The organism is Micromonospora sp. NPDC005215 (genome assembly GCF_040607915.1).
Classification (GTDB): Bacteria; Actinomycetota; Actinomycetes; order Mycobacteriales; family Micromonosporaceae; genus Micromonospora.
In genome coordinates this window covers 29,029-41,626 of the sequence record NZ_JBEXHQ010000029.1, presented here as the reverse complement: position 1 = coordinate 41,626, position 12,598 = coordinate 29,029, and the positions used below count along the sequence as shown (strand labels likewise).

The window sequence follows — 12,598 nt, the reverse complement described above, 5'->3', positions numbered from 1 at the left end:
TCTAACTCAAGGTCGAGTTGGGTCGGTGACGAGGTCCGGGTCATGTTCGAGGACAGCGGTCAGAACCGGCCGCAATTCCACAGGTGTCGAGTCGACAACCCTTCACGTAAAGTGCGGCCAGAAGGACACCCTTCGTCTATGCCCCCAGCCTCGGGGCCGTTAGGACTTACTCGTCTAGTTGCCGAGGGTGACGTGCAGGATCTTCTCGTTGCTGTTGTTCGGGGTGCTGTCCTTGTCGCCGACGGTGGTGGTGGTCAACCACAGCCCACCGTCGGGAGCCGGCTCCACCGTCCGCAAGCGACCGTACGTGCCACTGAAGTACGTCTGCACGTTCGTCAGGCTGCTGCCGCTGATCACCGCGCGGTACATCCGAGCACCCCGCGTACAGGCCACGTAGAGCGCGTCCCGCACGATCGTGATCCCGGAGCAGGACCCCTCCGCGGTCGGGTAGGTGCGCGCGGGCGCGATGAACCCGGCGGTGCCGCAGGTGCCGCTGGTGCCCTCGCACGCCGGCCAGCCGTAGTTGCCGCCCTTCGTGATCAGATTGGTCTCATCCATGATCGAGTTACCGAATTCCTGCTCCCACAGGCGGCCCTGGGAGTCGAACGCCAACCCCTGCGGGTTGCGGTGGCCGTAGCTCCACACGTAGTTGCCGAACGGGTTGTCCGAGGGGACAGTGCCGTCCGGGTTGAGACGCAGGATCTTGCCTTCGAGGCTCGACCGGTCCTGTGCGTAGTTGCCGTTCTGGGCGTCGCCCGTGCTGGCGTACAGCTTGCCGTCCGGGCCGAACCGCAGGCGGCCACCGTCGTGGTACTTGTTCCGCCGGATGCCGCTGACAAGCACCTGCTCGCTGGCGGTGTTGAGTCGGCCGTTCTCGAACCTGATCCGGACGATCCGGTTGTCGCTGGGTGAGGTGTGCATGATGTACAGCCACCTGTCGCTTGTGAAGCTGGCCGAGACGGCGAGCCCGAGCAGGCCGCCCTCCCCCTCGGTGCTCTGCACGTTCGGCACCGTGCCCAGATTGGTCTTGGCCCCGGTGGTGGGGTTGAGCTGGATGATGTCGTGCGCGTCGCGGCGGTTGTAGAGGACGGTGCCGTCCGGCAACGTCGCCAGCCCCCACGGGATGTCGGTGTCGGTGGCCACCTGGCGCACCCCGCACACCGGGTTGCCGCAGCCCGCGCCGGTGGTCACCGTCGTGGTGGCGCTGCGCGACGAGACGTTGCCCTGGGCGTCCCGGGCCACCGCGTAGTACTGGTACGCGGTGTTCGCCGCCAGCCCGCTGTCGGTGAAGGTGGTCACCGGCGGCGCGCCGGTGACCGTGCCGACCTGCACGCCACCCCGGAAGATGTCGTACGCCCGGACGCCGACGTTGTCGGTGGACGCGGTCCAGCGCAGGGTCACAGTGGTGCCCGACGCGGTGCCGGTGAGCTGTTGCGGCGCGGTCGGTGCCTGGGTGTCGGACTGACACGGCGGGGGCGTGATCGACACGGTGGTGCTCGCCTGGGACACGTTGCCGGCGGAGTCGCGGGCGTTGACGTACAGGCCCCAGGTCGCTCCGGCGACCACCGTGAGGCTGGTGGACAGCGTCGAGCCGCTCACCGACGTCATCAACTGCCCGTCGTGGTAGATGTCGTAGAAGGCCACCGCGACGTTGTCCGTCGAGGCGTTCCACGCGAAGGTCACGGAGTTGCACGTCAGGCCGCTGACCCGCGGGCTGCCCGGAGCCGTGGGCGGCTGGGTGTCGGTGCTGCCCAGAGCCGTCGTCCACCGCTGGTTGCCCTGCCCGTTGCAGGTCCAGAGACCAACCGGGGTGCTGTTGGCGGTGCCGGCGCCGTTGACGTCCAGGCACAGGCCGGACTGGACGCCGACGATGGTCCCGTTGGTGTTGATCCGCCAGCGCTGGTTGGCGCCACCGGTGCAGGAGTTGATCTGCAACGTGGCCGGCGCTGTGGTGTCCTGGCCGACCACGTCCAGGCACATCGTCTCGTCGTAGACCCGCAGCTCACCGGCAGAGGTGAAGGTCCAGGCCTGGTTGGCCTGACCGTTGCAGTCGTAGATGTCGATGCCAGCGCCGGCCGTGCGGACGTTGCCGACGACGTCCAGGCAGCGGCCCGACGCCGCGCCGACCACCGTCGAGGCCGCCGCGGCCGATGCCGGCACGCCGACCGCGACGCTCAGCAGCGTCACCGCTGCCATCGCCGCCGGCAGCAGCCGTCGTCGCCGTGCGTGACGTGGGTTGGGCCGCGCGAAGGCTGACATCGGTCCTCCAGGATCGGGGCGTCGACCGGACCGATCCGGCGCCGGACGACCCGACGCCCGACCAAGTCGAACTATGAACATCGATAATCAAAGATGGGTTGCCGGTGCATGTCAAACGATGTCACTCGATCGGCGACAAAACCCCAGATCGATGCGATGTCCGGCCGAGCCGGGTCAGCGCGGGCGAGTCAGTTGCCCCGCAACGACTCTCGGACGTGCCGGCGGGCGTGGTGGATCCGGGACTTCAGCGTGCCGACCGCAATGCCCAGTTGCTCGGCGATCTCCTGGTAGTCCAACTGGCACAGGTCCCGCAGTACGAGTGCCGATCGGCGCCCTGACCCAGCACATGATGACCGGACTGCCGCCGGGGCAGACGACGGAGGCGACGGGCGTGCCCGCCGCTGTCGAACGCGTCGTCCGGCGGGCCCTGCACCGTGATCCGGGCCGCCGCTGGCCAACCGCGGCCGCGTACGCCGCCGCGCTGGAGGGTCTGCTGGCCGCACCAACGGGTCCGGTCCGGCCGCCGCTGCGACGCACCCGCCGGGCCCTCACCACCGTTGGCGCGGTGGCCGCGACGCTGGTCATGGCCGGTTCGTCCGCCGCCTCCGCCACACCGCCGGGCTGGACCCGGGTGCGCGACGGGACGGGCACCGTCTCGGTCGCCGTACCCGACGACTGGGCCAGGCAGCTGCGCGACGGCGGCTGGAAACCCGCACTGGTCGGATTGCCCGGCGGCCACAATCCCGGCCTGCTCGTCGGGCCCGACCTCGCCGTCTGGGCCGACGTGGACAGTCCGACGCCCGGGGTGTTCGTCGGGGTGAGCCCGTCGCTCACCGGCACGTCGGTCCCGCCGACACTGCCCGACCACCCCGGTTGCACCCGGGCTGCCGACCGCACGATCACGGTCGGCAGCCTCCGCGGGAGCGCCCGACACTGGGCGCGGTGTGCCGACACCGCGGCGTCCTTCAGCGAGGTCACGCTGATCGCGGCCGAGGCCACCTTCGGCGGCTGCTCGCGCCTAGCATCTCCTACTGATCCGCCTGACCCGGGACGATCCGGAGCAAGGATGCGCACCGCATGAGGGACCACACCGGCACCGAACCCGGCTCGACCATCCGGGGCGTCGCACCGTTCGTCGTGGCGTACACCATCGGGTCGTTGCTGTCGTTGCACGTCGGGCGGGCCATGGCCAAGCTCGGCGCACGGGACCGGTTGCAGACCGTCGTGTGGGCGTACCAGAACGGGGTGGCCCGTCCCTGACGGGCCCTACGGTCGCGGCGCCATTCCGGCGCCACCCGCGATGGCACGCAGTTCGACCAGTAGGGCGAGGACCTGGGCCTGCACAGAAACGTCCGCAGTGGACACCTACGGAGTACGATCCCGCTCGCAGCACAGCTGTGATCTCCCGCCGACCCCTCGATAGGAGCCTGGCATGGCCGGCACCGACGCCGAACTCGCCGCGAAGCTTCAGCCCGACGTGCCGCACGCCGCCCGAATCTGGAACTACTGGATGGGCGGCAAGGACAACTTCCCGTCCGACCGGGCGGCCGGCGACGCCGTCGCCGAGGTCTACCCGGAGATCGTCCTCATGGCACAACAGTCGCGCCTGTTCCTGACGCGGGCCGTGCGTCACCTCACCGCCGAGGCGGGCATCCGGCAGTTCCTGGACATCGGCACCGGCCTGCCCACCATGCAGAACACCCATGCGGTCGCCCAGGGCATCGCGCCCGACTCGCGAATCGTCTACGTGGACAACGACCCGATGGTGCTGACGCACGCGCGGGCTCTGCTGGCCAGCACGACGTCCGAGGGTGTCACCACGTACGTCCCCGCCGACTATCACGAGCCGGAGAAGATCCTGGCCGAGGCGACGAAGACGCTCGACTTCGACCAGCCGATCGCCGTGATGTTCATGGGCGTCATGGGCTACGAGCCCGACCTCGACGTGGTGCGTTCCATCGTCGAGCGGACGATGGACGCGGTGCCGTCCGGCAGTTACCTCGTGCTCTGGGACGGCACCGACACCAGCCCGGCCGTGGTGTCCGGTGCTGAGCGGCTGGCACAGAGCGGCGGCGTTCCGTACATCCTGCGCAGCCCGGAGGACCTCGACACCTGCTTCTCCGGGCTGACGAGGGTGGAGCCTGGCCTCGTGCCGATCCCCCTGTGGCGACCGGTCGATGCCGACGCCGTCGGCATCGACGCCTACGGCGCGGTGGCCCGTAAACCCTGATCCGCGGGACGCCGCCCCGCTTTCGCCGTGACGGCGGAAGCGGGGCGGACGTCGCTCACGGAGCGCACGCCATCGTCAACCCGTCGGGCACCGCGCTGCTCGTCACGAGCAGACCGAACGTCGTCACACCGTCCAGCGCCAGCTTTCCGTTGTACGGGGCGTTGCGGACCGCGACGTCGACGCCGACGGTCTCGGCCACCCCACCCCAGACCGACTGGATGCGCTCGTCTCCGAACCACCGCCACGAGACGCGCCACCGGTCCAGCGGCTCGGTCCCGGTGTTGCGGACCGTGACCGTGGCGACGAAACCGTTACCCCAGTGGGCGTCGATCGTGGCCGTGGCGCGGCACGCGGCCAGCGGGGCGGTCCGAGCCGACCCGATGGCGTACGGATCCCGCTTGCCGTCGGGGTCACTGAACCGGTACCAGTATTCCGTGTTGGGCGTCAGCCGGTCGATGGTCACAGTGCCGGTGCGCTCCGGCCCGGAGACGGCCGACGCCACCGGCGCCCGCCACTGCTGGGCGTCCTCGCGGCTGGCGAAGAGGCTGATGGTCATCGGCGGGTCGTAGCCGCAGGGCGGCCGGAAGAAGATCGAGTACGAGATGGTCACGCTCGTGGTGGTGACCCCGGCCACGGTGGCGGTGATCGGCAACGCGGGCGGGCAGGCGAACGTCGGCGAGGGTGTTGGCGTGGCCGAGGGCGTGGCCGCTGTGGCGCCGTTCGCCCCGCCCCAGACGGCGAGCGCCACGGTCGTTGCGGCGATCAACATGCGAAGCATCGGTACCTCCGGTGGTTACCGGGCACCGCTGACCGAGGGGGTAGCCGGTGCCGCGCTCGGGTTTCCGGTCACCGACGAGGACTGCCCGGCACGGGTGAGCTGACCACCTCGTGCGCCCCGTGGACCGGAGAAGGTGTGGTGCGCGCTGGCTCCCGAGCACGACCGAACCACAGCATGGCAGTCGACAAACATCGATGCAAGGTGGTCGGGCGGGGCGAATCCGGACGAGTAGGACCGGTCAGGGGCGACCCACGAAGATGCCGATCCCGTTGGCGACCAAACGCTCAGCGCCGTCGGACGGGCTGTTGCGGGCGGTGGCCACGGCCTGACCCGGCTCCCGGACGGCGACCGTGCTCGAACCGCCGCCGTCCAGGTTCACCGCGTCGTGCGCGCCCAGCGAGCGCATCAGGTCGGCGAGTTCGGCGATCGTGGAGCCGGCGCTGGCCGGGGCACGCCCGGCGAGGACGACGAGGTAGACGGTCCGGCCGTCCGGGCTGACACCGGCCGAGCTGCGTACCGCGGCGGTCTTGGTGTCCAGGCCGGCCAGCGGCGCGCCGTCGCGCAGGATCGGCGCGCCACCGACCGCGAACGTCAGCTTCGGCTTGCCGGCGGAGTCGAGCTTCTCGCGCACCTGCACCCGGTCACCGACGGCGAGGTCGTCGAGCTCGTCCGCGCCGCCCTCCCGGCCGACAAGCACCTGCGTGTCGGCGGCGATCGCGCCAGCGCCAGGCGTCCGACTCACCGCGGTCACCACGCCATCGCGGACGGTCACCTCGTAGGTGCGGGTGCTGCACGGGTCGCTGCGGCTGGTGTCGGTGCCACAGGTCGACCGGACCCGGGAGGCGGCACCCCACTCGGAGGTGAACAGGCCGACGCCGTCGACTGGGAGCGCGTACTGGTTGAGGCCGCTGAGGGCGATCGTGTTCTTGCCGCTGCGCACCTCGCCGTCCAGGCTCAGGGTGTCGACGCGCGCCTTGCCGTTGACGCCCACGCCGAACACGTCCCGGGTCGAGGTGCCGGGGGCGAGGCCGGGGCCGAAGCGCTGCGCGGTCGGCACCGCGAACTTCAACTCCTCGCCGTCGGCGATCTCGGGACCGGACGACGAGTAGGTGGGCGTGACGCCGGCGTGGGTCTCACTGTTGTTGAAGAAGTCCCCGTTCACGCCGGCGATGGCACCCTGGTCGTTGGCCATCGAGGAGATGACCTTGCGCTGCGCGACCGCGTCGGGGTGCAGCAGGTCCAGGGAGACCTTGTTCTTCTTCAGGTCGGCAGTGAGCAGGTAGCCGACGGTGACGCCCCGGGGCGTGGTCACCTGGAACGAGCCGTACGTGACGCCCGGGGCGAGTTGCTCGGTCGAGGTGACAGTGATCGGCGTGCCCGCCTCGGCTACCGTGGCGGTCGCGGCGTGGGCTGCGCCGACCGGCGCCCCGAGCGTGCTCAGCCCCGCGGCGAGCAGCAGCGCCAGACTCGGGCGTACGAGGTTGGATGACCTCATTGCCGCTCCTTTCGTGATGCGATTGCTGGCCTGCGCCGGGAGGGTCGAATCGGCTGGTGGCCCAGCCCGGCGATGATCGTTCGACAAGCCGATCAGGCGGGGGTGAACAGGAGAGGCGGGCGACGTGAACCATCCGCACCTTCTTGATCAACTGCGGGAGCGGGCCCGGGCCGCCAAAAACTTTTGTGCACTTCCTACAACTGAGGGACTGTGGCTTCGGTGGTAGCGCCATAGCGCTGGCCGCCGCCACCCGGAAGGGTGATCACTGCTGGGAGCCGTCGTCTCCGGCACGCAGTTCGAGGTCTAGCTAAGGGGTCAGTCGGGTGTTCAACCGTGTCGCCATCGTCAACCGAGGTGAAGCCGCCATGCGGCTCATCCACGCGGTCCGCGAGCTGGCTGCGGAAACCGGCAGACCGCTCGAAACAGTCGCTCTTTACACCGACGTCGACCGCACCGCCACCTTCGTCCGCGAAGCGGACATCGCCTACGATCTCGGTCCGGCATCCGCCCGCCCGTACCTCAACCTGGCAGTGCTGGAGCGCGCCTTGATCGAGACCGGGGCCGACGCCGCGTGGGTCGGCTGGGGTTTCGTCGCCGAGGATCCGGCGTTCGCCGAGCTGTGCGAGAAGATCGGCGTCACCTTCGTCGGACCGAGCGCGGACGCCATGCGCCAACTCGGCGACAAGATCGGCTCGAAGCTGATCGCGGAGAAGGTCGGCGTGCCGGTCGCGCCGTGGAGCCGTGGCGCCGTCGAGACCCTGGACGCCGCACGTGCCTCGGCGGCCGAGGTCGGCTACCCGCTGATGCTGAAGGCGACAGCGGGCGGCGGCGGGCGCGGCATCCGCGTCATCCGGAACGAGGCCGAGCTCGACGACGCGTACGAGCGCACCAGTCAGGAAGCGGCGCGCGCGTTCGGCAGCGGCATCGTGTTCCTGGAACGCCTGGTCACCGGCGCTCGGCACGTCGAGGTCCAGGTGATCGCCGACGGGCAGGGCACGGCGTGGGCGCTCGGCGTCCGGGACTGCTCGGTGCAGCGACGCAACCAGAAGGTCATCGAGGAGTCGGCGTCGCCGGTGCTCGACCCGGCGCAGGCCGCCGAGCTGAAGACGTCGGCCGAGCGGCTGGCCAACGCTGTCGGTTACCGGGGCGCGGCGACCGTCGAGTTCCTGTACCACCCCGGCGACCGGCTGTTCGCGTTCCTGGAGGTCAACACCCGCCTCCAGGTCGAGCACCCGATCACCGAGTTGACCACCGGGTTCGACCTGGTCAAGGCACAGCTGCACGTCGCCTCCGGCGGGCGACTCGACGGTGCCCCGCCAGCCGAGCGCGGGCACGCCATCGAGGCTCGGCTGAACGCCGAGGACCCCGACCGCGACTTCGCGCCGTCGCCGGGCCGGATCGCGCGGCTGGACCTGCCCAGCGGCCCCGGCATCCGGGTGGACACCGGCGTCAGCGAGGGCGACACCATCCCGGCCGACTTCGACTCGATGATCGCGAAGATCATCGCGTACGGCCGCGATCGCGACGAGGCGCTCGGCAAGCTGCGTCGGGCGATGGCGAACACCACCGTGATCATCGAGGGCGGCGCGACGAACAAGAGCTTCGTGCTCGACCTGCTCGACCAGCCCGAGGTGATCGACGCCAGCGCGGACACCGGCTGGATCGACCGCGTCCGCGGTGAGGGCCGGCTCGTCACGCACCGCCACTCCGCGGTCGCGCTGGCCGCCGCCGCCATCGAGGCGTACGAGGAGGACGAGCGCGTCGAGCGGCAGCGGTTGTTGTCGACGTCCTCCGGCGGGCGCCCGCAGGTGCAGCACGCCAGCGGCCGACCGTTGGACCTCAAGCTGCGCGGCGCCGACTACCGCACCCGCGTGGCGCGAGTCGGCGCGCACCGGTTCCGCGTCGGCATCGAGGCCGGCGCCGCCGTGCGCACCGCCGACGTCGAGCTGGACCGCTTCGACCGGCACACCGGTCAGATCGTGGTCAACGGCATCCGGTACCGCCTGCTCACCGGCACCCACGGACCGACCCACCTGGTCGAGGTGGACGGCGTGACCCACCGGGTCAGCCGCGACGAGGGCGGCGTCCTGCGCTCCCCGATGCCGGCGCTGGTCGTCGCCACGCCGCTGGAGATCGGCGCCGAGGTCGAGGCGGGCGCACCGGTGCTGGTGCTCGAAGCGATGAAGATGGAGACGGTGCTGCGGGCGCCGTTCAAGGCGCGGCTGAAGGAGTGCGCCGTCTCGGTGGGCAGCCAGGTGGAGGCGGGTGCGCCGCTGCTGCGCCTGGAGCCACTCGCGGACGAGGCCGAGACCACTGCCGACCCGACCAGCGAGGCCGTCGAACTGGACCTGCCCACCGCCGCCGCCGAGATTCCGGCGTCCGAGCGCAGCAGGCGCGGCCAGGAGGACCTGCGCGGCCTGCTGCTCGGCTTCGACGTCGACCCGCACGACGACCGCCGGGTGCTCGACGGCTACCTCACGGCTCGCCGGGCCGCCACCGAGGCCGGCCCGCGGCCACTGGCCGCGGAGCTCGATCTCATCGAGGTGTTCGCCGACCTCGCCGAGTTGAGCCGCAACCGGCCGACGGGCGAGGACGGCGGCGCCGCGCACGTGCACAGCGCCCGGGAGTACTTCCACACCTACCTGCAGAGCCTCGACGTCGAGCGGGCCGGGCTGCCGGACGCCTTCCAGACCAAGCTCGCCAAGGCGCTCGGCCACTACGGTGTCACCGACCTGGAGCGCTCCCCCGCCCTCGAAGCCGCCGTCTTCCGGATCTTCCTCGCCCAGCAACGGGCGTCCGCCGACGCCACTGTCGTCGCGACGCTGCTGCGCGCCTGGCTGCGGGAAACCCCGCCGGACGAGGCGCTTCGCGAGCCCGCCGGCCTCGCGCTGGAACGGCTGATCGCCGCCACGCAGGTCCGCTTCCCCGCGATCGCCGACCTCGCCCGCGGCGTGGTGTTCGCCTGGTTCGCCCAGCCGCTGCTGCGCCGCAACCGCGCCCGCGTCTACGCCGGGGTCCGTGGGCACCTGCGGCACCTGGACGCCCACCCGGACGCGGCGGACCGCGCCGAGCGCATTGCCGAGATGGTACGCAGCACCGAACCACTGGTCCGGCTGCTCGGTCAGCGGCTCGTCCGCGACCACCTCGACAACGCGGTAATGCTGGAGGTGCTGACCCGGCGGTACTACGGCAACCGGGCGCTCACCAGCGTGCGTACCCAGGAGGTCGCGGGCTGCACGTTCGTGGTGGCCGAGCGCGCCGATTCGAGCGTGGTCTCCGCCGCGGTGAGCTTCGAGGCGCTGGGCGGCGCGCTACGCGGCCTGGCCGAGCTGGCCGCCGACGAGGACTCCGTCGACGCCGACATCTACCTCGGGTGGGAGAACCAGCCGGAGGACTTCGACTCGATGGCGGCGGCGCTGGCCGAGGTCGTCGCCGCGCACCCGCTGCCGCCGCAGGTCCGCCGGGTCACCACCACCGTCGCGGGTCGCGGTGGGGCGGTCATGCACCACCACTTCACCTTCCGCCCGGCGAGCGACGCGATGACCGAGGACCGGCTGATCCGGGGCCTGCACCCCTACATCGCGCAGCGGATGCAGCTGGAGCGGCTGCACAAGTTCGACCTGACCCGCCTGCCGTCGTCCGACGAGGAGGTCTACCTCTTCCAGTGCGTGGCCCGGGACAACCGGGCGGACGAACGCCTCGTCGCGTTCGCGCAGGTGCGTGACCTCACCGAGCTTCGTGAGCAGGACGGCCGCCTGGTGGCGCTGCCGACGACCGAGGACGCCATCGCCGCCTGCCTCGACTCGATCCGCCGTGCCCAGTCGCGGCGACCGTCGAAGACCCGCTTCAACACCAACCGGATCGTGGTCTACGTCTGGCCGCCGAGTGAGCTGACCCGCGAGGAGATGGAAATGATCGCCGGGCGGGTCCGCCCGACGACAGCGGGCGCCGGCCTGGAGGAGATCCTGTTCATCGCGCGCCAGCGCGACCGCCGGACCGGCGAGCTGACCAAGATCGCCGTACGGATCTCGTTCGACGCCGCGGGCGGCGCGGAGCTGGCCGTCGGTGAGCCGCCGGTCGAGCCGATCGAGCCGCTCGACGAGTACCGGCTGAAGGTGCTGCGGGCGAGCAGCCGCAACACCGTGTACCCGTACGAGCTGACCGGCCGGCTCGGTGACTTCGTCGAGCACGACCTCGACGACGACCACGTGTTGGTGCCGGTGCGGCGGCCGAAGGGGCGCAACAGCGCCGCCATCGTGGCCGGGGTGGTCACCGCGCCGACCGAGCGGCACCCGCAGGGCGTCACCCGGGTGGTGCTGCTCGGCGACCCGACAAAGGCGTTGGGCGCCCTGTCGGAGCCGGAGTGCCGGCGCGTGATCGCCGCACTGGACCTCGCGGAACGGATGAACGTGCCCCTGGAGTGGTGGGCGCTGTCCGCCGGGGCGCGCATCTCGATGACCACCGGTACGGAGAACATGGACTGGGTGGCCGCGGCGCTGAAGCGGATCGTCGAGTTCACCCAGGCCGGCGGTGAGATCAACATCGTGGTCGCGGGCATCAACGTCGGCGCGCAGCCGTACTGGAACGCCGAGGCGACGATGCTCATGCACACCAAGGGCATCCTGGTGATGACGCCCGACTCGGCGATGGTGCTCACCGGCAAGCAGTCGCTCGACTTCTCCGGTGGTGTGTCCGCCGAGGACAACTTCGGCATCGGCGGCTACGACCGGGTGATGGGGCCGAACGGGCAGGCACAGTACTGGGCGCCGAACCTGACGGCCGCTCGGGACGTGGTGATGTCGCACTACGACCACACGTACGTCGCGCCCGGTGAGAACAGGCCCCGGCGGGCGGTCACCACCGACCCCACCGACCGCGACATCTCCGACTTCCCGCACGACGTGGCGGGCAGTGCCTTCCGCACCGTCGGGGAGATCTTCTCCGTCGAGCACAACCCGGACCGCAAGAAGCCGTTCGACATCCGTACGGTGATGCGGGCCCTCTCCGACCAGGACCACCCGGTGCTGGAGCGTTGGGCGGGCATGGCGGACGCGGACACCGCGGTCGTCCAGGACATCCACCTCGGCGGCATGCCGGTGTGCCTGCTCGGCATCGAGTCCCGGTCGGTGCCGCGGCACGGCTTCCCGCCCACCGACGGCCCGGACACCTACACGGCGGGCACGCTGTTCCCCCGTTCGTCGAAGAAGGCGGCGCGGGCGATCAACGCGGCCAGCGGCAACCGGCCCCTCGTGGTGCTGGCGAACCTGTCCGGCTTCGACGGCTCACCGGAGTCGATGCGCAAGCTGCAACTGGAGTACGGCGCCGAGATCGGCCGGGCGATCGTCAACTTCCGGGGACCGATCGTCTTCTGTGTGATCTCGCGCTACCACGGCGGCGCGTTCGTGGTGTTCTCGAAGGCGCTGAACCCGAACATGACAGTGCTCGCCCTGGAGGGCTCGTTCGCCTCGGTGCTCGGTGGCGCCCCCGCCGCCGCTGTGGTGTTCTCCGCCGACGTCAACGCCCGCACGGCTGCCGACCCCCGGGTGCGGGACCTGGAGGCGCGTGCCGCCGCCGTGGCCGGCACCGAACGCGCCGCGCTGACCGCGGAACTCGACGAGGTGCGCTCGTCGGTGCGCGCCGAGAAGCTCGGCGAGGTGGCCACGGAGTTCGACCGGGTGCACAACATCCAACGCGCCGTCGAGGTCGGCTCGGTCGACGCCGTCGTCCGCGCCGCCGAACTGCGTCCGCGCATCATCGAGGCCATCGGGGCACCCCTGGGGTAGGGGCACCGGAACAGAAGCGGGGCGGCGGTCCGGGGTCGCAACGGCACGCTGGC

General features: G+C 71.0%; 9 protein-coding genes. 5 read left to right on the top strand and 4 right to left on the bottom strand.

All coding sequences use genetic code 11. The annotated features are described in order from the left end of the window. Positions 1–174: 174 nt before the first annotated feature. Complete coding sequence (locus tag ABZU25_RS21620; RefSeq protein WP_355031154.1) at positions 175–2,259, bottom strand: PQQ-dependent sugar dehydrogenase; 2,085 nt, start codon at positions 2,257–2,259, stop codon at positions 175–177. Positions 2,260–2,447: 188 nt separating this feature from the next. Further along, on the bottom strand, positions 2,448–2,555 hold the full coding sequence (locus tag ABZU25_RS21615) for a sigma factor-like helix-turn-helix DNA-binding protein (RefSeq protein ID WP_355031153.1): 108 nt from the start codon (positions 2,553–2,555) through the stop codon (positions 2,448–2,450). Positions 2,556–2,578: 23 nt separating this feature from the next. Here ABZU25_RS21615 and ABZU25_RS21610 point away from each other — a divergent pair, with 23 nt between their 5' ends. The 3 genes from ABZU25_RS21610 to ABZU25_RS21600 all read left to right on the top strand — a co-directional run bounded on the left by ABZU25_RS21610 (position 2,579) and on the right by ABZU25_RS21600 (position 4,489). Then, positions 2,579–3,340, top strand: a complete 762-nt coding sequence (locus ABZU25_RS21610) for a hypothetical protein (RefSeq protein WP_355031152.1) — start codon at positions 2,579–2,581, stop codon at positions 3,338–3,340. Further along, positions 3,337–3,519, top strand: a complete 183-nt coding sequence (locus ABZU25_RS21605) for a hypothetical protein (RefSeq protein WP_355031151.1) — start codon at positions 3,337–3,339, stop codon at positions 3,517–3,519. The genes ABZU25_RS21610 and ABZU25_RS21605 overlap by 4 nt, the downstream gene beginning before the upstream one ends. Positions 3,520–3,691: 172 nt before the next feature. Further along, on the top strand, positions 3,692–4,489 hold the full coding sequence (locus tag ABZU25_RS21600) for an SAM-dependent methyltransferase (protein WP_355031150.1): 798 nt from the start codon (positions 3,692–3,694) through the stop codon (positions 4,487–4,489). Between the two features lie 55 nt (positions 4,490–4,544). Here ABZU25_RS21600 and ABZU25_RS21595 read toward each other — a convergent pair whose 3' ends face one another. Beyond that, positions 4,545–5,099, bottom strand: a complete 555-nt coding sequence (locus tag ABZU25_RS21595; protein WP_355031149.1) for a cellulose binding domain-containing protein — start codon at positions 5,097–5,099, stop codon at positions 4,545–4,547. On the opposite strand from ABZU25_RS21595, the gene ABZU25_RS21590 reads away from it, so the two are divergent. Further along, complete coding sequence (locus tag ABZU25_RS21590; protein WP_355031148.1) at positions 5,092–5,370, top strand: hypothetical protein; 279 nt, start codon at positions 5,092–5,094, stop codon at positions 5,368–5,370. The two genes, ABZU25_RS21595 and ABZU25_RS21590, sit on opposite strands and share 8 nt — an antisense overlap. Before the next feature lie 135 nt (positions 5,371–5,505). Here the strand turns inward: ABZU25_RS21590 and ABZU25_RS21585 are convergent, their stop codons facing one another. Next, positions 5,506–6,762 (bottom strand): phosphodiester glycosidase family protein, encoded by a 1,257-nt coding sequence (locus ABZU25_RS21585; RefSeq protein ID WP_355031147.1) that lies wholly within the window; start codon positions 6,760–6,762, stop codon positions 5,506–5,508. 323 nt (positions 6,763–7,085) lie between these two features. On the opposite strand from ABZU25_RS21585, the gene ABZU25_RS21580 reads away from it, so the two are divergent. Next, the gene (locus tag ABZU25_RS21580; protein ID WP_355031146.1) at positions 7,086–12,545 is read left to right on the top strand and encodes a carboxyl transferase domain-containing protein; all 5,460 of its coding nucleotides are present in this window, start codon (positions 7,086–7,088) and stop codon (positions 12,543–12,545) included. Positions 12,546–12,598: the final 53 nt, after the last annotated feature.

Coding starts and splice junctions, on each gene's coding strand:
- ABZU25_RS21620 (WP_355031154.1), bottom strand. CDS start 2,259: ATGTCAGCCTTCGCGCGGCCCAACCCACGTCACGCACGGCGACGACGG.
- ABZU25_RS21605 (WP_355031151.1), top strand. CDS start 3,337: ATGAGGGACCACACCGGCACCGAACCCGGCTCGACCATCCGGGGCGTC.
- ABZU25_RS21600 (WP_355031150.1), top strand. CDS start 3,692: ATGGCCGGCACCGACGCCGAACTCGCCGCGAAGCTTCAGCCCGACGTG.
- ABZU25_RS21590 (WP_355031148.1), top strand. CDS start 5,092: ATGGTCACGCTCGTGGTGGTGACCCCGGCCACGGTGGCGGTGATCGGC.
- ABZU25_RS21585 (WP_355031147.1), bottom strand. CDS start 6,762: ATGAGGTCATCCAACCTCGTACGCCCGAGTCTGGCGCTGCTGCTCGCC.